Raw genomic sequence first — 24,468 nt, forward strand, 5'->3', positions numbered from 1 at the left:
TACGCCTAACAAATCAAATGTTCTCCACAGGCTTTGCAGGGCTGTTTTTGCACGCCCATAAAAATTGATACCGCCAAAGGACGTGCTCAGCACATCCCCACACCTACATATTACTAGCCTTGTATTGATTTTAGGGGTTTATAACTGCATTTTAAAAAAATAGATTATGTTAAATAAATATAAAGACAAAACATTACCATTGTGATAATAATGAGAAAATAAGTTTTGTTAAAATGGCTAAGCATGGTTATGTTAAGTTATGTTAATGACTTGTCATATATTGCCACGTTGTTACGATACACTTTTTATTTTATTATTAGGAATACGTTATGAACATCACCACCCTACGCTCTGTCGGTGCCATCACCCTAATTGCCATGGGCTTGACCGCTTGCCAAAGCACGCCGACTAGCCCTGTCATCGCTCGGGCGAATAACACCTTTGAAACCACAGGACTGGGCAAAACCAAAGCCACCGCCCAAAACAACGCCCTAGCGTCCGCGAAAGCCCAATGCGGTTACAAAACCCCTGTCGTCATCAATGACACCACCACCTACAATGGCGTGATGGACGAACGCATGGGACGAGTCATGGAACAAGGGGCAAAAGTGGTCGGCACGATACTCGGCACAGGCTCGCCTGAGCTAAGCCGTGATGATGATTATGAATATTTTATTAAATTTCAATGTCAATAAAATATTCATCTTTTTTATAAAAACATTGGGGTAAATATTTATCCCAATGTTTTTATTTTTAAATCAATCATTTAAATTTAACAAATTTGACTTTAACTTAAATTTTATATTTAGCATTTTTAAAAACCCATTTTCAATTCACCCCACCTTTTATATCATCATGCACCAATAGTCCTGTTTGGCGGATTGTTGGGGTATTGACCGCTTTTAATAATGCCTGCTCGGTGCTGTATATTGCCACTTTGGTTTTGGCACGGGTAATGGCGGTATAAATGAGTTCTTTGGATAATAAACGCTCGTTATCATCATTAAAGACCACAGCGACTTTTTCAAATTCTGACCCCTGTGATTTATGCACGGTCATCGCATAGGCGGTTGTGGCAATATCGCCGTCTAGCATATTAATCGGCAAGCCTTTAACCGAATCGCCAAAATACACCGATAATTCATGACTTCGTTTGCCACTTTGCAAACAAATGCCAATATCGCCATTAAACAATCCTAAATCATAGCGATTTTTTAATATCATCACAGGGCGACCATGATACCAAGGCGATTTTACCGTCGGCAGTTTTAAATAATCACGGTGCAATGATTCAATAAAGCCATTAATCAGCTCATCGCCACAACTGCCGATATGTGATGCAGTCAAAATACGATATTGATTAAACCGCTCATTTAATGCTTGTAGCTGTGTTTGTTTTTCATCATCACCGTATGTGGCAAACTGTTTTTTTAATGTTTTGGTTAAGGCAAAAAATCCATCAGGTGCCATATATTCATCAGCGATGTTTTTATAAAACTGCTGTCGCAACAATGACCGCTGTGCTGTTAAAAAGGCGATGTCCGTCCATGACAGATGGTTTTCTTGATGAATGAGTGCGATGAGCTTGTCAAAGGCGATGTTTTCTGGTTGATTAATAAGCTGTGCCAAACGTCCAATGCCCGAATCCTTGGAAAAACGGTTGGATACGACCAAATGCGTGCGTGTCGTCATCAAGCTCGGTATGCGACACAAATCCGCCAGCACCGCCCCTGCGTCAACCGCCGAGAGCTGATGAGCGTCGCCAAGTAGGATAATCCTAGCCCCACGCTTGACGGCACAGAGCAGATGGCGTGCCAGCTCCGTGCCAAGCATGGACGCTTCATCCACGATAATCAGTTCATACGGCAGTGGGTTTGACGCATGGTAGCGGGGCGTGCCACTCATGCCGATGCCAAGCAGGCGATGAATGGTCATCGGCTCAGGCAGAGTGATGTTAGTCTGACTGCCCGAGAGTGCATTTTGAAGTGACTCCGCCATCCGCTGTGATGCCTTGCCTGTGGGGGCGACCAGTGCCAGACTTAGCTCCCCGCCCACATCTGACAGGGCATGGTGCAACGCCAGTACAATCTGTGCAACCGTAAAAGTCTTGCCCGTTCCCGGTCCACCCGTGATGATACTAAACGGCTCGCTCGCCACCTGCCTGATGGCTTGCTGTTGCTCGGGGTTTAGCGATGGGTTAATGGGCAAATCTAGGGCGTGGATGGGACTGTGGCGAATCTCATGAATGGCGGACAACAGCTCACGCTCCGCTTGATAACTGCGACCGAGCCACAGATACAGCGTATCATCATCATGATAAAACACCACCGCCCTATCTGGCTTTTCATCATCGCCATGAGCAAAAAAAGGGTTGGCGTATAATCGCTTGATAAACTCATCAAAATCCCGACCCAGCGTGATACTCGTCACATAATAAAAACGCAACGCACAAATCATCAGCTCGCCAAGCTGTGCCACCACCTGCTCATCTGACTGATGGCTGTGGCTTTTGGTGATAATACTGTGCTGATAATATCGCTCTTTTAGGTCATGTTGGGTGTGATGAATATAATGAACCAAAGCCGTTTTATCATTTGACAATTCATCAATACGCCCAAAAATAGCATTAAAATCCAACTCATCGCCCACTTTATCGCTAATGAGCGACATGATAGGATGTAATACTGACAACTGCCACGGGCTTAATTTGTCATGGGCGGTATTTTGGGTATTATTAATATCATCATGCCTATTTAATACTAACACCGTATGCCCGTCATGCAATAACTGACTGATGACAAAATGAATCAAACAAAATATCGTCTCATCAGCCGTATTAAATACAAAGTCATCAATACGTCCTGTCTCATGATACCAGTTAGCATTATCCTTCATGCGTCTGGTGAGATATTGGGCGATGTTGTTTTGATAAGGGGTATTCATGGATTTCCTTTTATCTTAGCGGTTTATTTTAAAATAAATAACGTTTGTTAATCGGTTTTATTCGAATTATGCAATTAAATCATTTAAAAACTTAATCAAATCATTTAGTCAAACAATTCATCCAAACAATTTATCCAACGCATAAATAAGTGGTAATGGCACTTGCCAAGCAATATGCCCCAAAGTTGGGTCATGCTTATCCACGCCCCGCAAGAAGACAAATTCCACCGCTCCCAAATACTGCTCTTCACGCCCGACATAATCTTTTATGCGTAATTTTAATAAACGGTGCAATGCCACTTGATACACGCATGCTTGGAGCCAATAGCCTGCTTTGTTCATGGCGGATTCTAATGAGTCATGGCGATAATGCGACAAGCTCTCGCCGATAAAGTTGGATTTATAATCCACAACATAAAACTTGCCTTGATGTTCATAAACCAAATCCATCTCGCCATTGAGATATTTATAATAAACAGATGGGTTTTGCTCGGTGAGTATTATCTCTTTGTCGCTGTGTGCTTTAAATATCTCATTTAGCTCATTAATATTAAATGACTCGGTCAATCTTAGGGTAAAAGACATTTCTTTAGCAAGGTGATTGGGAGCTAATGCACTCAAACTTATCTTTGATGATAAAAATGGTGTGTGGCTAATGTCATACAGCCATTCTACCAATGCTTGATGATGGTTTAATACAGCCTGATTAACCAATTCATTAGCTAATTCATCATTTGATTCATGCGATATGTCGCCATGAGTGCTGTGATAAGCATGAGCAAAGTTTAATTGACGAATCTCATCATCAATGCGACTGCTGATGTTATTTTTATCATTGGGGTCGATAAATTGCAATAAATGATGTAAAAACGTTCCTGCATTCACGCCTTTTTCAAACAATGGGCGAATGTCATTCTCAGGATAAGGGATAATATCATCCATGAGTGTCGCCATTTGTGGGATGATGGCTATCTCATCATCGATGGCATTATCATCATCCATCACTGACGGTTTATTAAACACACTCATCAATGCCGTGGCACTGGTCTTGGACGCCCCATAAAAATACGCCTTGGCAAATACCACCTGCCATGGCTGATAATGTATCGGGGTCAATACCACATCATCGCCTTGATAGTTATCGGTTATCAGCTGTTCTGATTTTGCCAAATCAATGACATCTACTTTATCTGTCAGTCGCTCGGGCAATATGATATCTTTCTGTTTGCAATCGAACCATAAAAACAATGGTCGCTCATCTATTTGACCAGCATTATATAAATCCTGCCCGACCACAAAAGTCTGCTCTGACGCTCGGGTCAATGCCACATAACCCACTCGCAAACGCTCATCAAGCAATTCTTGGTTTTGTTTGATTTTATAATAATCGCTTATTATCTCATTATCAGCCACTTTATCTTTGATTGGGGAGATACGGCGATTGTATCGCTCATCACTATAAGCATAAAATATGTTTTTGTGGTTCTTACTTGTAGCAGGGTCATCCAAATTCATGACATAGACAATGGGAAATTCCAAACCCTTTGACTTGTGAATGGTCATGAGATTCACGCCCGACTCGCTTGGCAATATCATCTGCTGATAGTCTTCATTATCATCTTGCCCTGTCATTTTATCGGCGAGCCAATTCATGAGTTTTATCTCATTATTATCCTGATGGGTATATTCTCGCCCTATCAGTTCGGTCAGTTGCCACAAATCCGCCAAATATCGCTCGCCTGCCTTAGCAGATGTTTGCCACAGATTATCATCGGATAACGGATGGTGTAATAAAGCATAAGTCAAAGCACTGGCAATGCCATATTTTAAAAATCGCTGATGGCATTCTTTTAAATAAAAAACAACGGACTGGATGATTTGTTCATCATTTAATAAATCAGTAACTTCTCTTAACTCATAACCAAATAATTGGGTAATAAAAAGTCGCCCTAAAATCTCTCGCTCTTGGCTTATCATGGCAGTGAGTAGGGCATATAAATCTTTTGCCGACTCTGTGGTAAAAACATTGATGTCACTGGGCGAAATCGATGGAATACCCAATTTATCCAACTGTTTTTTTAGTTGTGCCAAATCTTTTTTGGTGCGTGCCAATACCGCAATGTCATCGGGTTTGATTTTTTTATCATCAAGGGTATGTCCGCCTTGCAATAAGCTATTAATATGATGAGCGATGTATTGGTATTTATCCAGCTTTTTATTGTCATCATCTTTTTTATAAGGCAAATGCAATAATGTTAATGGCTTATGCCCCAAATAATCAGGCAATGCTGGCTTATTTAAATATTGCCATGATAATAAACTCTGCTCTTTGTGGGCGGTGATGGACTGATAATAAATGCCGTCGCCCAGATAAGCAGGATTATGGGCGTTATCTTGATGGGCAAACCAGTGATTTAAACTGTCGATTAACTCGCTATTAGAGCGGCGGTTGGTCGTGAGTGTCAGCTCGCTGTTTAATAAAGGCGGTAATATATCCGTCTGCCCATAATGTTTAATGCTGTTATAATTGGCAACGTCCCCGCCCCGAAAACGATAAATCGCCTGCTTGGGGTCGCCAACCAATAATAAAAATCCCGTGCTAGATTTGCCTTTGTCTCGCCTTTCTTTAAAATAATCCAAATAAACAAGCTCTATTAAGCGTTTTTGCAGTCCATTAATGTCTTGGGATTCATCAATGAGTGCCACAGGATAATGATGGCGAATGTGTCTTGCCAGCTCAGGGCTATGCTCTAAGGCTTCGATGAGTCGCACCATTTGAAAAGTAAAGGTGCTTTTGTGCTGACGTTCTAAGATGCTTTTTAATAATACCCGCACGTCCTTGGCGATGGTTTGATATAGATGGGATTTATAATAATCAGCAATTTCCTTGATGGCAGTTACTGTTTCACGGATGATTAATAATTTATCCAACGGCAAAGCAAGAAAGGCTTGCTTGTTATTTTCAAAACCTTTTTTAAAATTTGTTTCTTTTTTAATATCTTCCAACTTATCCAAAAAACTTTTATCTTCATCACTAATATGATTCACAAAATCTAAATGATGGACTTTTATCATTTCCATGATATTTTTTAAACGTCCAAATTCTTTGACAGCTTTTCCACGATTTATAAACCCGAATGCCAACATATAATCAAGCTCATAAAACGGCTCAAAGACCGATATAATCTCAAAGACAGACATCAACCGTTTATCCAACATCGCCAAATAGTCATCCACACTTGCCATGGTATCGATGGGAGCGTCATAGAAATTAAGTGCCACGGTAACCGCTTGATGTGCCGAACCGACATCGCTAAACACCGCCTTATCAATGAGTGCATACAGTGGCAACTGAGCCACTCGCACATGCTCACGGCGTAGGGCGTCATGAATGAGAGCACAGGTTAGCTCATTGCTGCTCGTGCTAAGCTCGGTGTTCATCTGATAGCCGATTTGGTCGGCAAATTCTTTGAGCCACTTTTGGGCAAGACTGTCTAGTGTCCCCACAAACAGCTTGTCCAAGGTCGCAAGCAGGAGTGAACACCGCCGAATCGCCAGTGTCAAGGCATTGGGGTCGCTGTCTGTGATGAGCTGTTTTATCAAATGCTCATTAATCGGGTCATCATGGTCGGTAATGCCTGCCACACCTGCCTGCTCTACTATCTGCCCCCATGCCTCATTGATGTCTCTGACGGTATCGCTGTCCGTGTCTTGGGCGTGATAAAACCAGTGGGCATGAGTTGCCTTTTGCCCGTTTAGCCAAGAGACATAGCAATAAAAACTACTGATACGAGCCTGTATCCGCTCTTGCATTTCGCTGGCGGATGCTCGTGTGAAGGTCGTGGCAATAATACGCTCGGGAGCGTATTTTTTCTCTATCAATAACCGTAAAATAATGCCGGTCAATGTCCATGTCTTGCCCGTGCCTGCGGACGCTTCTATCAAATAGCCATTACTGAGCGTGCAGGCAATGGCAGGGATGTCGGTCAGATTTGTCATTTATCATCCTTATCACTTTTTTTCATTTAATTTGTCAATGGCAATCAGCGAGCCAAACATCAGCTGATACAGTGGTAACGCTAAGGGCAAATACGTCGTCAGGGCTTTGTAGGGGTCAGCCCCTTGTAATGCCAACTGCCATGTCTCATGGCGCCTGTCGGTTTCATAAATCTTATCATCATTATTGCTGGGTTTTCCTATCCATTTTTCAAACAGCTTAGGCGTGATTTTTGCATCATCTGTCTGACTGTGGGCGATGTATGCCAAAGCGTCTCGGTGCGTCATGACAATCAGCTCACGTTTGGCAAGCTGTGCCAATACGATTAGGTTTAGGATATGGGCTTTGGCGGTGCGTGTGTCAATGCCCCCGATGGCAAATGTCCGCCCTGCCAGATGAGTGTCCCCACCTGCCTTGCGGTATTGCCACAGGCTAAATTTATCATCATCGCCCGTCATTTGCCATAACAGATGATGAACAAAAAAACGGAATAAATGCTCAGCTCGGGCGGAGTTTGGCAGGATGGTTCGCCACGATAGGTCAGGTGTGCCAGATGGGTCATCGGTCGGCAGACTGACGGTGATGTCAATGTGGATGTCATCACAGATGAGCGGGACACTTTGCTCAGAAGTGGTGCTTAGCAGACCGCCCATCGCACCTAATGTCATGGCATAACGCTCATCCTGTCTGAGCGTATCTAGCGTATTACCAAACTCGACAAGATCGTCTTTGAGCTCGGTAAAGTACTCATCAGGCGTGGATAAGCGTAACTGCCCTGCTGGCAGTCGGTCACCATAATACAGCGACTGCATGGCAAAGATGGCGTCATTATGGCAATGGTCGCTTGCCCTACTCATGGTGTCTAGCACCTGCCGAAATGACTCATCGCCCGTCTGCGTGCCAAACAGCCCAAACTGTGCCCCACGGATGAACAGCTCATTCATGTGATAATTGGCCAATGAATCTAGGCTCAACGGCTCGTTTTGCTCATCAGGGGTGCGTTCTTTGTCAATCTTGACTTTGTCATGTAAGTAGGTTTTGCTTAGGTTTTTAAAGCGACCGATAAGCTCGCCTGCCTGCATGTGTGTCGGCAAAGTCAGCTCATAATGCTCGCACATCGCCTTGATATGACAGGCAAGTGTCTTATCATCTGGGCAAGCCAAGGACTGCCCAAGCCAGTCTGCTAGCTTTTGTACTGCCGTATCATCCATGATGAGCGATGATGGCTGTGGTGTGGCAACTGGGCTGTCTAGGGTGTGGCGGATGTCCTGCCACAGCTGTGGCGGGGGCAGGGCTTGTTTTTGGCGGTGTTTTAGGGCGGTCAGTCTCGCCATTAGGTGTGCTTTGAGCTGTCCTGCCACGTCATCAGTAGGGGTCATCTGATGGTCATCATGATAATACACCGCCTTGTCAAAGAATGTCGGGCTATGGTAAGTGATGAGATAATCTTCGACTATGGCAGGCATGAGCTGATTGATGAGCGTGGTAATGTCATCATCCATGCCGCCTGTCTCTATCCCTGCACCTTTTTGCCAATCATCCATGCCGTCAGCTCGCCACTGAGCTTCGGTTTTTAAAAACTCTATCAGCTCTCCCACGACAGACGCAGGTAACAGCTTGGTTTTGCCATCACTGCTTAGCCCTTGATAAAAAATCACACACGCATCTTTGGTGCATAGCAAGGCATCCAAAAACGCCCCATTATCATCATCTTCGTTATAGCGGTCGCCCAGTCGTCGCACCCCAGCACGCATCAAATCGAGTCGCACCGCCCTGTCTTGGCGTGGAAAGGACGCCAAATTCATGTCCAGCATGACCGTCAAACCAAAAGGAATGCTCCGCACCGCCCCAAAGCGGGCAAAGGTAATGACTTCTGACGGCTCCGCACTAATCGCCTGTGCCTTGACCGTCTCGGATAAGCTCTCCAACACGAACTTCATCGACAAGCGAATTTCATCAGTACTTGCTACACTGCCGACCTGCTCCTGTCCCACGGTCAGATGGCGATGATAGTAGCGGTTCGCTCGCAGGCTACTCATCATGGCGTTTTTGGTGTTAAAAATCGCTCGCATGGCAACGCTGTCATGCCAATGCCCAAAGTAGCGGTTGATGACGTCATGCTCGATGTGGTTCAAAAGTCGCTCCACGCTGTCCACGGCGGTGAGCTGTTGGCGGTTGGCAGATAGCCCCGCATGGATGGCGGTCAAGGCATGAATCACAGGCTCGTCGCCCAGACTTACGCCCATGAGCGGTAGGCTTGCTTCACCAAACGCCCCTGCACGCCACACAAAGGGATGTAAGGCACGGCTTGGGATTTTGGTTGGGGTCAATAGCCCCAACACCAAACGATCTAAGGCATGGCTAAACGTATAACGATAATCGCTGTCATCAGCGTGCAACGTCGCCGATAAGTGTCTTTCATCAAAACCCCGTCTAAACCCTGCCTGCCTTAGTAGCTCCACGCCCCGTCTCATCTCATCAAACGACAGCCCAAAGCTCTCATATAACGCAGGGGTCAGTAGCCATTCATAGACTTCATCGGCGTAAAACCGACTGGTCGGTTCACCAAGCAGGGTATAAAAGCCCATGATAGCCCCTATCAGTTCATCAATGCTCTTATCGGGCGTGCCTGTGATTTTGATGGGCAAAGTCAGCCCGTCCGCCCCCCATCCGTCAGGAAACACCGAGCGAATGATGTCTTCGCTACTGACAATGTCAGGCAGTAGCACGACCACATCGGCAAGGCGTCGCTCGGGGTTGTCATTGAGGTATTTGGCTATCATGAGCCGAGACAGCTCCAATTGGCGTTTTAGGCTGTGGCAGGCGTGTATGGACAGACTGCCCATGTCCGCCCCGATGTCTAGCCCAAGCGGTGTCTTGGGGCGGACTTTTTGCATGAGCCTATCATCTGCCATATCATCATGGGCAAATAGCTCATCATCAAGCAAGGTTGCCACGATTTGTCCGCCTGCCTGCTCATGGACGTCCTTGTCATGGTTTAGCATGAGAATGTCCGCCTTTAAGCCTTGTAGTAGGTTCGGCAGTGTGCCACCCTCGGGCACAGACTCATCAAAATCATCCTGCCAACGCACCTGCCATGTGGCGTGGCTGTCGCCCCCCGATAAGTCGGCAAGCATGGCAAAGGTGTCTCGGGACTCTTTGCCCAGTCGTGACAGCAGCCCATGCCCGTAGTCTTTAAGATAGACCATGTGCGGACGGATGATTTGCTGGGTTTTTAGCCATTGTCTGTCCACAATGTCCGCCCAAAACATCATCGATGGGTTAAAGTGCAGTAGCACCACATCCAAAGACAAAGACAGCTGTTTTAAAAAATCAAGCTCCACTTTGGGGATTTGTTGCACGGTGAACAGATACAGGGCTTTGGGCAAAGCCTGTGTGGCACGCATGGACAATGATTCGCCACTGGTATGGTCGGCATGATTGGTATTGTTAGCCGTGCCGTCTCGCTTGCCTGACAGCACCTGCCAAAAACGCTCTTCTAATGCCAAGCGATAACGATACGTCTCGCCAAAAAGCTGTTGCCACAGATAGCCAAGCAGTCGCTCCAAATCCAGATAATGTTCTACGAGCCACTCAGCCATGTCGCTGGCATTGGCTTTATCAGATTTGTCATCAGATTTATCATTATTATTGTCATCGCTCGGCTGTATCGCCCCAAAGACTTTGTCCAGTCGTTCTTTCTCGCTCATCATCTGCTTGACGGTATCGGTGAGCGACACGCCATTTGCCCAATCATGAAGCCACTCGGGGCGATGGGTCAGATACCGCACATATAGGCGTGATAACTCATCGCACGCCTGCCACAGCCGAGTCTCGGGCAGAGTGTCTGTATCGTCATCGTACAAAGGTTTTATCAAAAAATACAGTGGATGAGCCGTATCATCAAGCAGTCGGTTATTTTTTTCAAACTCACTCATCACAAAGCCAAAAATTCGCCAACGCATGATGGACGCCGACAAAACCGCCACTTCTGGCACAGACAGAGCATCATGGGGATGTGCCTGTGCATCTAGCTCCAACACCGTTTTCATCATGTCCCACTGGTATTTACCCCAAAACTGAGCGGTAAACAGCGTGCTGATGCCCACACGGCTCGCCACGGTCTTGGTCAGCCAGTCGCCCAACACCATGGACGGCACGATGACGGTAAACGGGGTAAAAATCAGATGGGCAAGGTCATCTTCTGCGTTATTTTTTTGATAAAAATCAATCAGATGACCCACAAGACGGTCGGTGTTATTGGACTGGATGATATGAAACATGGACAAATCGGCTCGGTATTGATGATAAGATGATGACTGGGATGACCCCGAAAATTTCCTTAATTTTACCGTGATTTTGGTAAATTTTCCATGGTATAATAGAGCGTATTGAACATTGGCAACATTCTGATTGAAAGTGCGATGAAAATTTGATAATCTCTGCATGTTTCATGGCAAATACCAAGAGCAGGCACGCCCTGGCCCATTTAGCAATCATTGACAAATTTATCAAAACAAACCCCCAACCCATTGATTTATATAATGAAAAAATCCAAAATCAAACACACCTACTCCAAATACCATCCTTATCTTAAAAAAGCCGTATTGGGTGTCTTGGCGGTGTTTGTATTGCTGTTTGTGGCGTCAATGGGCATAGGTTTTTATCAAAACAGCCAAGAGATTAACCCCATGCCCGTGGCGTTGTGATGTGTTGGTGTTTTAAATTGATGGTGTGTTAAATTAAATTAAATAAATTTGTCAGAAAAATGGCGGTTTGCTTTATGACAGTTTTTTAAAAATTGATTTTTAAAATCAATCAGTCATCTTTGTAAATATATCTTTCCTAGCAAATTTACCAAAATACCATGAATGAAAACAACCCTTTTTTAAATATGAAATTTTAAAATCATTTAAATTTTAAAAATCATCTATATAGTCAATAACCTTTTATTTTGCCAATTATTTTCCCAAACCCATTTAAAAATTAAAACAGAGCGAATTTATGTCATTTGTGCATTTGGGTGTGCGTACCGAATACGCCATTGTTGATTCTATCGTCAAAATCAAAGAGCTGGTCAAACGTGCCGTGGATGACGGGCAGACCGCCTTGGGCATTGCCGATTTTAAAAACACCTTTGCCCTAGTCAAGTTTTATAAAGCCTGCCTTGGTGCTGGTATCAAGCCCTTGCTTGGCACGGAAGTCATCACAGGCGATGATTTTAGTGCGACCGCCGAGCATGAGAGTTTTAGCGTCATACTCTATGCCATGAACAACGACGGCTACCAAAACATCCTACGTCTAGTCTCAGACAGCTACACTAACCGACCCATGGGTGAGAACGGCAAAGTAACAGTCAGCACGCCCATTGTGTTAAAGCAAGATTTGTTCGACCCTGCCAAAAACGCAGGGATTATCGCCATACTCACGCACCGCTCAGAGATAACGTCCGCCTTGCGTGGGGGAATGAATGCGATAAGCACATGGCAACAAGCCTTTGGCGACCGTCTGTATCTGGCGGTCAAACGCACCCACGTCCATGATGACGACCTAAACCGTGACATCATCATGGCAGGAGCGAGATTTGGCGTGCCTATCATCGCTCACAATGACGTGCGTTTTATGAATGCCAGCGTTCGCAGTCAAGGCAAAGAAGACACCGCCAGTACTGACTTTGACGCTCACGAAGCTCGTGTGTGTATCGCCAGTGGCTACGTGCTGGCGGACACCACACGCCCCCGCATTTATAGTGAGTTGCAGTATTTTAAAACCCAAAGCGAAATGAGTGCTTTGTTTGCTGACATCCCCCAAGTCATCGAAAACACCGCCCTGCTCGCCTCTCGCTGTAACGTCACGCTCACCCTTGGCAAAAACTTTTTGCCCGCCTTTCCCATACCCGAAGGCATGACCGAAGAAGAGTTTTTCCGCAAAACATCCGAAGATGGGCTAAACAGACGATTAGACAAGCTCTATCCACCCGAGAGCCGAGATGAAAGCTGGGCGGATGTGCGAAAGCCTTATGATGAACGCCTTGCATTTGAAGTGGACATCATCTTAAAAATGGGTTTCCCGGGCTACTTTCTCATCGTGATGGACTTTATCCGCTGGGCAAAAGAAAATGGCGTGCCTGTCGGGCCAGGACGTGGTTCGGGGGCAGGCTCGCTGGTGGCGTATAGCCTAAACATCACCGACTTAGACCCCTTGCGGTATGATTTGCTCTTTGAGAGATTCTTAAACCCTGAGCGTGTCAGCATGCCTGACTTTGATGTAGACTTTTGTATCGAAGGGCGAGACCGTGTCATCGCTTATGTTGCCGATACTTATGGGCGAATGGCGGTCTCACAAATTATCACCTTTGGTACGATGGCCGCCCGTGCGGTGGTGCGAGACGTGGCACGGGTACAGGGCAAATCATACGGTCTTGCCGACAAAATATCCAAACTCATCCCCAAAACCCCCGGTATCTCGCTTGAAGACGCGGTTAAAGAAGAGCCTTTATTAAAAGATTTGCTCACCAATGCCGATACCCAAGACCACGAACAGGCGGTTGAGATTTGGGAGATGGCACAGAAACTTGAAGGGATAACCCGTAATGTCGGTAAGCACGCAGGGGGTGTACTCATCGCCCCGAATCGTATCAGTGATTTTAGTGCCATTTATGCCGATGATGAAGGGCATTTTGTCAGTCAGTACGACAAAGACGACGTAGAAGCAGTCGGACTGGTGAAGTTTGACTTTTTGGGACTTAGAAACTTGACCGTCATCAAATCCGCCATTAACAACATCGATGAACGCCTTGCCAGAGAAGGCAAAGACCCCATTGACCTCGATGAGCTGCCCTTAGATGACACAGCGGTGTATGAGCACGTCCTACAAAATGGCAACACCACGGCGGTGTTCCAACTTGAAAGCTCGGGCATGAAAAAATACCTAAAACAGTTAAAGCCATCCAACATCGAAGACGTCATCGCCATGTGTGCCTTGTACCGCCCCGGTCCTTTGGAGACGGGGATGGTGTCGGACTTTATCGACCGCAAGCACGGCATACAAGAAGTCGCCTACCCTGACCCCCAATATCAGCACGACTGGCTAAAACCTGCCTTAGAGTCGACCTATGGGGTCATCGTCTATCAAGAGCAGGTCATGCAAATCGCCCAGACCCTAGCAGGCTACACCCTAGGCGGAGCGGACATGCTAAGGCGTGCCATGGGCAAGAAAAAGCCCGAAGAGATGGCAGCTCAGCGGTCGGTATTTGAAGAAGGGGCTATCGGGCTTGGCGTGGATGGTGAGCTTGCCATTAAGATTTTTGAGCTTGTGGAGAAATTTGCAGGCTATGGCTTTAACAAATCGCACTCGGCAGCCTATGGCGTGCTTGCCTACCAAACCGCTTATCTAAAACATTACTACCCTGCTGAGTTCATGGCGGCGGTACTGACATCGGAGATGGATGACACCGATACCGTAGTCTTTTTAATCAGCGACTGCAAGGATAACTTTGACCTAGAAGTGCTGCCGCCATCGGTCAATCAAAGCCAATTTCACTTCGTTGCTCGTGACCCCAAAACCATCATCTATGGACTAGGAGCGGTCAAAGGCGTGGGCGAAGACGCGGTCGCCAGCATCGTCAAGGCAAGAAGCGAAGGGGCTTTTAAGGATTTATACGATTTTTGTAACCGTGTGGACACCAAAAAAGTCGGCAAACGTGCCTTAGAAGCTCTCATCAATGCCGGCTGTTTTGATGACCTAGCAGGCGTGCTACGTCCCGAACTGCTTGACATTCATGGCAAAAACTTATCCTACCAAATCCGTGGCGGACTTTGGGAGCAACTCCCTCAAGCCATGGAAGTGGCTCACCAAAACCGACTAAACAGCGAAGCAGGTACATTTGACTTATTTGCCGAAGTGGATGAAGGGCTGTCTGTTGCTCCGCCCTTGCCTGACATCATCTGGGGCGACCAAACTCGCCTGCGTGGCGAGAAAGACACGTTGGGACTGTATCTGACAGGTCATCCCATGGACGCTTATCGTGATGAGTTGCCCCGTTATACCAACGTCAAAAACCTAAGCGAAGTATCTGAGACGGGCTATGGCAAATTTGCCTTGGTCGCAGGACTGGTGATAGACGTGGCAAACTTTGGCAACCGTGTCGCCATCACCTTAGATGACGGCAGTTGTCGCTTGGAGCTTAGCTGTTATATGGACAAATACCAACGTATCTCACCCCTGCTTGAAAGCAACATCAGCCTAAATGCCGTCCTAAGCCAAAAATACGCCCATCTTGCCAAAGAAGACAAAAACTTCAACCCCAAACGCCTAAACATGCAGACATTGGCAAAGATTGACAAAAAAGACTGGGAGCAGCTAAACAACCTAAACGGCGTGATTCTCATCGCTCGCATTAGTGTCAGCGAAAATGACGGACGGGTGTTCGCTCGCCTACAAGGGGGTAAGAACATCATTGAGTCTCGCCTAAAATCGTTGGACAGTCTGCACGTCAAACTGCACAGCCACGATACCGAGCGACTGTCAGTACTGACCAGTCTGCTAAAAGAGAATGTTCCGCCCAACCCCGATGAGATTGCCGGATTCATCAAGTCCCAGACAACGACCGAAGACGGGGGAGCCATCATTGACGCAAATGGCGACACCCCCGACGGCTGTCTGCCTGTGTCGCTATATCTGTACGATGAATGCAGTATTTGTAAAGTGTTGACGAATGACCGTTTTCGCCTGTATCCATCTGATAACAACCTAAATCGCCTAAGACATACCTTTGGGTCGGATTTGGTGGTGAAATAAGCCCTGATTTAGTTGAATTGACATGCCAAACACCCCCCTAAACCGCATTCACACCATCATGGTTAATACAACCCTGCCTGCCAATATCGGCTCGGCAGCTCGTGCCATGCACACCATGGGACTGTCCCATTTGACCGTGGTCGCCCCCCGCCTACCCATTGATGAGACCAGTCACGCCAATGCCGCCGGTGGCACGTCCGTCCTAGACAACGCCATCATCGCTGACACCATCGAAACCGCCCTATCGCCACATGCCTTGACTGTCATGGCATCGGACGCACTCGCCATCTACCCAAGCCTGTCATCACACCAAACAAGTGTGCGGTGCTGTGTCATGATTTTTTGGCTAAAAACCCCAAAGCAACCATCGCCTTGGTCTTTGGGCGTGAAGACAGAGGACTGACCAATGACGAGCTGGCACTGGCGGATTATCACGTACAAATCCCTGCCAACCCTGCCTATCCTGTGCTTAATGTGGCAAGTGCCGTGCAAGTCATCATAAGCACTCTTTATGCTTATTTTGATGAGCAAAACAGCGACAAAACCAAAGATGACACCCATTATAATCAGCACAATCTCAAACACCATCTTAACATCCATCATCGCACCGAATGGGATGAGCCTGCCATCACCCACGCCCAAAAGATGGGGCTTGATGACGCCATCACAAGCCTACTCATCAAGCTCAATCTCGCCCGAGATGATGAACTAAAAGACCTGCCCAAACGCTTATCACGCCTATCTTCTCGCCTGCAACTTGACCAAAAAGAATACGCCCTACTGCGAGCATTATTGGCAAAGATTGATAAAAAGATTGGCTAAATATTGGCTAACTTACCACTTTTGGGCAATGGGCTAGGGTGTGATTTTGTTATACAATCATGTCATCTTGCTTTTTCTTAACTTATGTCAATTTTTAATGGTTGTTTTGGTGTCCTTTATGAAATCTTTGACTCTGCCCCTATTGTCCACACTCATGCTAAACCTGCCTGTCGCCCATGCTGACGTAACCGTCTATGCAGCAGCCAGCCTGACCGATGTCATGGGCGAGCTTAATGCGATGTACGAGACAAAATACCGCACCAAAGTAAAGGCTTCTTATGCATCATCAGGCACGCTCGCCAAGCAGATAGAACAAGGTGGCAAGGCGGACGTATTTATCTCAGCAGACGTAGCATGGATGACTTATCTTAATAGAAAAAATCTCATCAGCCCTACCAACACCACGCATTTGCTGGGCAATCGCTTGGTAATAATTAGCCCTGCCAAAAACCCCATCAAAGTCACAATGAGCCAAAATTTTAATATCGCTGGCAGTTTTACAGGCAAGCTCTGCACAGGCAATACCGCCAGTGTCCCCGTTGGCAAATACGCCAAAGAAGCACTCACGCACATGACGTGGTGGCAGAGTATCAAACCAAGACTGGTCGAAACCGAAGACGTACGTGTCGCCTTAAATTTCGTCGCCCGTGGCGAGTGTCCACTTGGTATCGTGTATGCCACTGACGCCATCAGCACCCAAGCGGTAAAGACCGTGGCGACTTTTCCCACTAACAGTCACACGCCCATCATTTATCCTGCGGGACTTGTCCGCCCTAATAACAGCAATGCCAAGCGATTTTATCAGTTTTTACAATCTGACGATGCCAAAGCAGTTTTTAAAAAGCATGGATTTACCCCGTTAAAATAAATCATAATTGAACACCACTTACAAATGGACATTGGCCAAATTGCCCATTTTGCTTTATAATGTCGCCATCATTGCCATCATCCTTTGCCATGCTATTTTCACTCAGCCCCGACGAGCTTGAAGTCATCAGCTTATCGGTTAAAATCGCCCTATCCTGCCTACTCATCAATCTCATCCCTGCCATCATGATGGGTTATTTTTTGGCACGCTCACAGTTTTGGGGCAAATCACTTGTTGAGACCTTGGTGTATCTCCCCCTTGTCCTACCACCTGTCGTCCCAGGTTATGTACTGCTTGTTCTATTTGGTAATCAAGGCGTGATTGGCAAGCATTTGAGCAGTTTGGGACTAGAATTTGCCTTTAATTGGAAAGGGGCGGTGCTTGCCAGTGCGGTGATGGGTTTTCCTTTGATGGTGCAGTCGTCACGCCTTGCCTTTGAGATGGTTGATACACGCCTAGAATGGGTCGCCAAAAGTCTGGGGGCTGGCAGGATTGGTACGTTTTTTAAAGTGACCCTGCCTTTGTCGGTAAGCGGCATCGTCGTTGGGGCGATTTTGGGATTTTGTCGCAGTTTGGGCGAGTTTGGGGCGACCATCACGTTCGTGGGCAACGTCGCAGGCGAGACACGCACCCTGCCCCTTGCCATGTACAGCTTACTACAACAGGCTGACAGCGATATTGCCATCATGCGACTGATGGCGTTCTCGGTCGGCGTGGCATTTGTGGCGTTGTTTTTCTCGCAGTGGTATCATCGTCAGCAAAAACAAAAGGTGTAGCAATGAATACGCATGACAAATCCACCTTTGATTGTGATGTCACTCTAAAACTGGGTAAAATCACCCTATCGCCAAAGTTTTGTTTTGATGATAACATCGTCGGTCTGTTTGGGGCGAGCGGTACGGGCAAGACCAGCATCCTACATGCCTTTGCAGGGATTATCACGCCCACATCAGGACACATCAGAGTCAATGGCGTGACATGGTTCGACAAACAAGCCAACATCAATTTACCCATACAAGACCGACTGGTCGGATTGGTATTCCAAGATGGGCAACTACTCCCCCACAAGAGCGTGATGGATAACCTACTGTTCGGCTATCGGCACCGTGATAAGTCCGCCCGTCGTTTCCATCCTGATGACATCATCAGTCTATTAAAACTGGGACATCTAACCAAGCGTCTGCCTGCCAAACTCTCAGGCGGGGAAAAACAGCGAGTGGCACTCGGGCGAGCGTTGCTATACTCTCCCAATCTACTACTCATGGATGAACCGCTGTCCGCTCTAGATAGCGAACACAAACAAGAAATTCTGCCGTTTTTTCAAGACATCAAAGCGATGAACATTCCCATGCTGTACGTCAGTCATGACATACAAGAGATTGAATTTTTGACATCGAGTGTGTATCGGGTGAGTAGGGCGTGTTAAACTTTGGTATTTGCCATGAAAAACACCTGTTTAAAAAGCAGGGGAATCGCACGTTTTTCAAGGAAAAAACTTAAGGTTGTGAGTTTTCTATCAGACAAGTTTTATTATGAAAGACAATCCGACCACTTAACTGGATAAATTTTAAGATTTTAACTCAACTTTATTAAACTTAAGTGGTCAGATAGCTATTTTTCATGCAAAAATTGATAAAAGCTTTAAATTTTATCGTATTTTATAAAAATGTTACATCGAAAAACTTTACAATTACCACAAACATGATGATGTTTGGATGTAGGGGCGTGGCAAATATCAAGTTGGTTGGGTGTATCAATGGTAGGCACACCCTAGTAATGGACGTATGTATTTAAATTGTTCTCGTATGATGTCACTTGGATAGGCTTTTGTCCTGTTGAATGATTTGGTTGGTGGCGGTTTGGTTTATTGTAGCATCTTTTGATTGTGATTGGGTTTTTGCAAAACTCCGTTAAAAGCCACCTGCCAGCTTATCCAGCTCATCATTTAGCTTAGCAGGGTCAAATGAGCTACCAAGACCCTTTTGTGGGGCAGATATCCTAAAATCATCACCATCACGCTCCATCACCCACGCCACTACGCCATGCTCGCCTGCGGTGATTGTTGCCAACTCATAGGTATGAATGATGCTGTCGTCATCGCTGATTTTTGTAATGCCTTTTTTGGCATGACAAAGCGGATGTTTATGATAACTTGACATGACAAACACGAGCTTTTGTGCCATCTTGGGCAAGTCGCTTAGTTTGACGTGAATCAACTCTTGGGGCATGAGCGTTTCTTCAAAATTATTTGCTCCCGCCAGTGACCCAACGTGACGCACACTCTCATCAAGTCCCCGCACCTTGGCATACCAAATCTTATCTAGCACTTGATGTGAGCCATCTAGCACCACACAGGATAGGTCTATGTCCATGTCAAGCGTGGGCGAGCGAAATGGAGTTAGCCCCTTTAATACAGGCAATTTTCTGACAAAGGCAAGCAGCCCTGTTTTTTCAAATCGGCAGGCTTCATAATTGACGGACACCGTCAAAGCCTGTCCATACACACCAAGCTCAGTCAGAGTCTTGGATTCAAAAAAGGTTTTTAAGGACAAATTGCCCATATCTTTGTGTTGGTTAAAATCAGTCATAAATTTGGTCAATGGGTTAGTTTTTTAAGGCAGTCTCATCAAAGGCATGTTTTAATGCCAGTTCTACAGCATTAATGCGTTCTTGACAGACTTTATAAGCATCAATGGATTGCTCTACCACGCTCACTAGGTTGTCAATGTCTAACACCTGACTTTGTTCTAATGAGTCAGCATTATGCTTTAAAATTTCGTAGGCTTCTTTAAAAGTTGTCAAAGATGCGGTATCACTGCTCTTCTGGGACATATTACTCTCAGTTAATTTTAAATAAAAATCCCATTTTACCCAATCATTTCTTATCAAGCAAGTGGATTTTATCAAGCTCTCTGCCTTTATTGTAAGTATTTTTGTTACAAAATACATTTGTCAAGCAGGCAAGTTGGGTGCACTGTTTTTTAAAAACAAATCAACAAACTATTTTCAAATAGTTACAATTCTGTTATTATACAATAGAATTTGTATGTATGTGTGATTCACATCATCGGTCACTACTGCCAATGTCAGCTCGGTCGCTTGCTTTGAATGAATCAAAGCATTTATATGGACAACACACCGAGTTGATTTTGGTATTTTTATGCATGATATTCATTGCTTGATATTTTCAATGATTGATTTTTCAAATAATGATATTGTATTTTATGAAAAAGGAAAATCATGACTGACCCAAACAAACCAAGCTCCAATGAACACGTTCCAGAGCTGACCTTAGATACTGATTTTACAGCTGGCGACAATCAAGAAACGCCATCGGGTGTCATTACCAAAGACGCCATCAAAGGCATGATTATTTTTGCCGTCGCCGCCATCGTCTCCATCATATTATATCACGTCATGCCGTTTGGCACTGACGTCAATAAAGGCTTAGCGATACTTATCTTTATCGGCACTTTATGGCTGACCGAAGCCATCCACGTCACCGCCACCGCCATCTTAGTGCCGATTCTTGCGGTATTGGTTGGCGTGCCTGAGTTTGACACCAAAAAAGCCTTGGCAAGTTTTGCCGACCCTATCATCTTTGTATTCTTCGGCGGTTTTGCCCTTGCCGCCACGTTACACGTACAAAAACTTGACCGTAAAATCGCTTTTGGTTTGGTCAAACTGGCAGGGGGCAAGCTGGGCTTGGCGGTGTTTTATATCTTCTTTGCCACCGCCATGCTATCCATGTGGATTAGGGTATTGTTAAATAAAGATAGATTTTAAGGTTTTCCGTTCGGACTGAGCTTGTCGAAGTCTAGGAAAACCGTTATGGTTCGACAAGCTCACCACGAACGGCTTTCTAGAAAAGTATACTCAATTAACAATACCTGGATTAGTAATACCGCCACCGCCGCCATGATGTTGCCCTTGGCATTGGGGCTTTTGGGGCAGATTGACAAAGAAAAAGACCGCTCTACCTTTTTATTCGTCCTGCTGGGGATCGCTTACTGTGCCAGCATCGGCGGTCTAGGGACAATGATCGGCTCCCCACCCAATGGGATTGCTGCCAAAGCACTGGATTTAAGCTTTGTTGAATGGATGAAATTTGGCGTACCCATGATGCTTGTCATGCTCCCTGCCTTGCTCGGGGCAATGTACATCTTTTTAAAACCCAATCTCAAACAAACCGTGGTCATGACCGATGAAGTCATTCCGTGGACGGTATCACGCATTTTGACCATCGTCATCTTTGTAGTTACCGCCCTATCATGGATTTTTGGCAAACAGCTTGGCGAGATGTTCGCCTTTAAATCCCCCGACACCATCATCGCTCTATCAGCAGCAGTTGCGGTGCTTGCTTGCGGTTTGGTTAGCTGGAAACAAGTGTCTGATAACACCGACTGGGGCGTACTCATGCTCTTTGGTGGTGGTATTGCCCTGTCTGACATCATGAAAGAATCGGGTGCCTCTACCTTGCTTGGCGAGCAAATCGCAGGTGCATTGGCGGGCGCACCAATTTTGCTTGTCATTTTGGTTATTTCGGCTTTTATTATTTTCTTGACTGAGTTTACCTCAAACACCGCCTCTGCCGCCCTACTTGTGCCATTATTTGCTCCAATTGGTGTACAGCTTGGACTGCCACCCGAGGCGTTAATCATGGTCATCGGCATCGGTGCCTCTTGTGCCTTTATGCTGCCTGTTGCCACCCCACCAAACGCCATCGTCATGGGGACAGGCTATATCAAGCAAAAAGAGATGATGAGCGTTGGCTTCGTCCTAAACATCATCTCCATCTTGGTGGTGACCCTATGGGCGTTCTTTTTCCTAAGGTAATCCCTTGATAGTTTAATTTTTCAAATACCCAATGGACGTATCATCATGATATGTCCATTTTTTTTAAAAATGAATGTATTTTAAAAAAAAATAAAACTTACAATTTATGACAAAATATGTTTTAATACCGCAATTTTTTAATTCTGCTGATAAATAACTCTATCACAGACCCACTTTTAAGCGAGATTCCCATGACCGCAATCGCCCTAAACACCCCTGATTTTGTCCGCCATCAAGCCATCATTGACTGGGTTGCCGACATCGCCAAACTCACCAAGCCTGCTCGCATTGAGTGGTGCGATGGCTCACAAGAAGAATATGACCACCTTATCAATCTCATGATTGACAATGGCACGATGGTCAAACTAAACCAAGAAAAACACCCTGATTCTTATTTGGCATTTTCTGACCCGTCTGATGTGGCTCGTGTCGAAGACCGTACCTTTATTTGTAGTGAAAAACAGGTATTGTTAATTGAGTATACTTTTCTAGAAAGCCGTTCGTGGTGAGCTTGTCGAACCATAACGGTTTTCCTAGACTTCGACAAGCTCAGTCCGAACGGAAAACCTTAAAATCTATCTTTATTTAACAATACCAAAAACAGATTGATGCAGGGGCAACCAACAACTGGAAAGACCCAAATGAGATGCGTGCCATCTTGAACGATAAATTTGACGGCTGTATGGCAGGTCGCACCATGTACGTTGTGCCATTTAGCATGGGGCCACTCGGTAGTCATATCGCCCACATTGGCGTGGAGCTGACCGACAGTCCTTATGTGGTCGTAAGTATGCGTAAAATGGCTCGTATGGGCAAGGCAGTCTATGACGTGCTAGGTACAGACGGCGAATTTGTGCCATGTGTACACTCAGTTGGCAAGCCTTTGGCAGACGGCGAAAAAGACGTGGCATGGCCTTGCAACGATGACAAATACATCGTTCACTACCCAGAAACCCGTGAAATCTGGTCATACGGCTCAGGCTATGGCGGTAACGCCCTACTTGGCAAAAAATGCCTAGCCCTACGCATTGCCTCTGTCATGGGTCGCGAGCAAGGCTGGCTTGCCGAGCATATGCTTATCCTAGGCGTAACGAACCCCGAAGGCAAAAAGCACTATGTGGCAGCTGCCTTTCCATCCGCCTGTGGCAAAACCAACTTCGCCATGCTTATCCCACCAGCAGGTTATGAAGGCTGGAAAGTCGAAACCGTGGGCGATGACATCGCTTGGATTAAGCCATCAAAAGACGGCAAACTCTACGCCATCAACCCCGAAGCAGGTTTCTTTGGCGTTGCCCCCGGTACCAACACCAAAACCAACTCCAACTGCATGGCATCTTTGTCTCGTGATGTCATCTACACCAACGTTGCCATGACCGAAGATGGCGAAGTATGGTGGGAAGGCAAAACCAAAGAAGTGCCTGATAATCTCATCAACTGGAAAGGCAAAAAGCATGACGGCACTGAGAAAGCCTCACACCCCAATGCCCGCTTTACCGTATCGGCAAGCCAATGCCCATCGATTGACCCTAACTGGGAAAATCCCGAAGGCGTGCCAATCTCTGCCTTTATCTTTGGCGGTCGCCGTGCCGACACCGTGCCACTCATCTCCGAATCCCCTGATTGGATTGATGGCGTGTACAAAGCCGCCACCATGGGTTCTGAAACCACCGCCGCTGCGGTCGGTGCCCAGGGCGTTGTCCGTCGTGACCCCTTTGCGATGCTCCCCTTTGCTGGCTACAACATGGCAGACTACTTCACCAACTGGCTAGAAATGGGCGAAAAACTAGAAAAATTAACCAAAGAGCATGGCACGCAACTGCCAAAAATCTTTAAGGTTAACTGGTTCCGCCGTGATGATAATGGCGACTTTGTATGGCCAGGTTTTGGGCAAAATATGCGTGTGCTAGAATGGATCATCAACCGCTGTGAAGGCAATGCCAATGCCGTTGCTACACCGATTGGGCTTGTGCCGACTTACGAAGACCTAAACTGGACGCATTCTGACTTTACCAAAGAAGACTTTGAGACAGTTACCCGTCAAAACAAAGATGAGTGGGTCAAAGAAATCCAAAGCCACAAAGAGCTGTTTGATAAACTCGGTGAGCGTATGCCACAAGCACTCATCGACCACGCCGACAAAATCCTAGAAGGCGTACAAACCATGTCATAAGCAATAACATGACATCTTTTGGCACAAAAACGC

At 46.1% G+C, this 24,468-nt stretch carries 13 protein-coding genes and 3 pseudogenes; 11 read left to right on the forward strand and 5 right to left on the reverse strand.

Translation table 11 applies throughout. The features are described from left to right. Nucleotides 1-329: 329 nt before the first annotated feature. Entirely contained in the window at nt 330-695 is a 366-nt protein-coding gene (locus DX073_RS01515) for a hypothetical protein (protein WP_115004889.1), read from the forward strand. A 133-nt stretch (nt 696-828) separates the two neighbouring features. Here DX073_RS01515 and recD read toward each other — a convergent pair whose 3' ends face one another. From recD to DX073_RS01530, 3 genes are all read right to left on the reverse strand, one after another. Beyond that, nucleotides 829-2,943: an exodeoxyribonuclease V subunit alpha gene (gene recD / locus DX073_RS01520; protein WP_115004891.1), complete on the reverse strand. Its 2,115-nt coding sequence runs from the start codon at nt 2,941-2,943 to the stop codon at nt 829-831. Nucleotides 2,944-3,060: 117 nt separating this feature from the next. Further along, nucleotides 3,061-6,942 carry a UvrD-helicase domain-containing protein gene (locus DX073_RS01525; protein ID WP_115004893.1) on the reverse strand — a complete coding sequence of 1,294 codons (3,882 nt, stop codon included), beginning with the start codon at nt 6,940-6,942 and terminating at the stop codon, nt 3,061-3,063. Between the two features lie 12 nt (nt 6,943-6,954). Further along, nucleotides 6,955-11,223, reverse strand: a complete 4,269-nt coding sequence (locus DX073_RS01530; protein WP_181814344.1) for an exodeoxyribonuclease V subunit gamma — start codon at nt 11,221-11,223, stop codon at nt 6,955-6,957. Nucleotides 11,224-11,484: 261 nt separating this feature from the next. Between DX073_RS01530 and DX073_RS14195 the strand changes: the two genes are divergently transcribed. The 7 genes from DX073_RS14195 (at nt 11,485) to DX073_RS01555 (ending at nt 18,855) form a co-directional block, all read left to right on the forward strand. Then, nucleotides 11,485-11,649 carry a hypothetical protein gene (locus DX073_RS14195; protein WP_181814345.1) on the forward strand — a complete coding sequence of 55 codons (165 nt, stop codon included), beginning with the start codon at nt 11,485-11,487 and terminating at the stop codon, nt 11,647-11,649. A gap of 295 nt (nt 11,650-11,944) precedes the next feature. After that, nucleotides 11,945-15,739 carry a DNA polymerase III subunit alpha gene (gene dnaE, locus DX073_RS01535; RefSeq protein ID WP_115004897.1) on the forward strand — a complete coding sequence of 1,265 codons (3,795 nt, stop codon included), beginning with the start codon at nt 11,945-11,947 and terminating at the stop codon, nt 15,737-15,739. Nucleotides 15,740-15,761: 22 nt separating this feature from the next. After that, entirely contained in the window at nt 15,762-16,142 is a 381-nt protein-coding gene (locus DX073_RS14640) for an RNA methyltransferase (RefSeq protein ID WP_258556846.1), read from the forward strand. After that, nucleotides 16,082-16,561: a TrmH family RNA methyltransferase gene (locus DX073_RS14645; RefSeq protein WP_258556847.1), complete on the forward strand. Its 480-nt coding sequence runs from the start codon at nt 16,082-16,084 to the stop codon at nt 16,559-16,561. The genes DX073_RS14640 and DX073_RS14645 overlap by 61 nt, the downstream gene beginning before the upstream one ends. Before the next feature lie 118 nt (nt 16,562-16,679). Next, nucleotides 16,680-17,429 (forward strand): molybdate ABC transporter substrate-binding protein, encoded by a 750-nt coding sequence (gene modA, locus DX073_RS01545; RefSeq protein ID WP_258556848.1) that lies wholly within the window; start codon nt 16,680-16,682, stop codon nt 17,427-17,429. 89 nt (nt 17,430-17,518) lie between these two features. Further along, entirely contained in the window at nt 17,519-18,205 is a 687-nt protein-coding gene (modB, locus tag DX073_RS01550; RefSeq protein ID WP_115006309.1) for a molybdate ABC transporter permease subunit, read from the forward strand. 2 nt (nt 18,206-18,207) lie between these two features. Then, nucleotides 18,208-18,855, forward strand: coding sequence for an ATP-binding cassette domain-containing protein (locus DX073_RS01555; RefSeq protein WP_115004899.1), 648 nt, complete (start codon nt 18,208-18,210; stop codon nt 18,853-18,855). A gap of 484 nt (nt 18,856-19,339) precedes the next feature. On the opposite strand, the gene DX073_RS01560 is transcribed toward DX073_RS01555, so the two are convergent. Together DX073_RS01560 and xseB are read right to left on the reverse strand one after the other, a co-directional pair. Continuing rightward, entirely contained in the window at nt 19,340-20,017 is a 678-nt protein-coding gene (locus DX073_RS01560; protein WP_115004901.1) for a TerD family protein, read from the reverse strand. 16 nt (nt 20,018-20,033) lie between these two features. Continuing rightward, a complete protein-coding gene (gene xseB / locus DX073_RS01565) occupies nt 20,034-20,261 on the reverse strand; it encodes an exodeoxyribonuclease VII small subunit (RefSeq protein ID WP_078274228.1) in 228 nt (75 codons plus the stop codon). Nucleotides 20,262-20,795: 534 nt separating this feature from the next. Here xseB and DX073_RS14650 point away from each other — a divergent pair. The 3 pseudogenes from DX073_RS14650 to DX073_RS01585 form a co-directional block, all read left to right on the forward strand. Continuing rightward, nucleotides 20,796-22,265 (forward strand): annotated as a pseudogene (locus DX073_RS14650) (SLC13 family permease). Between the two features lie 191 nt (nt 22,266-22,456). Then, nucleotides 22,457-22,759 (forward strand): annotated as a pseudogene (locus DX073_RS01580) (phosphoenolpyruvate carboxykinase (GTP)); the annotation flags it as partial. 113 nt (nt 22,760-22,872) lie between these two features. After that, nucleotides 22,873-24,435, forward strand: a pseudogene (locus DX073_RS01585) (phosphoenolpyruvate carboxykinase (GTP)); the annotation flags it as partial. Between the last annotated feature and the right edge of the window lie 33 nt (nt 24,436-24,468).

Source organism: Moraxella lacunata (genome assembly GCF_900453205.1).
In the GTDB taxonomy this organism is placed as follows: domain Bacteria; phylum Pseudomonadota; class Gammaproteobacteria; order Pseudomonadales; family Moraxellaceae; genus Moraxella; species Moraxella lacunata_B.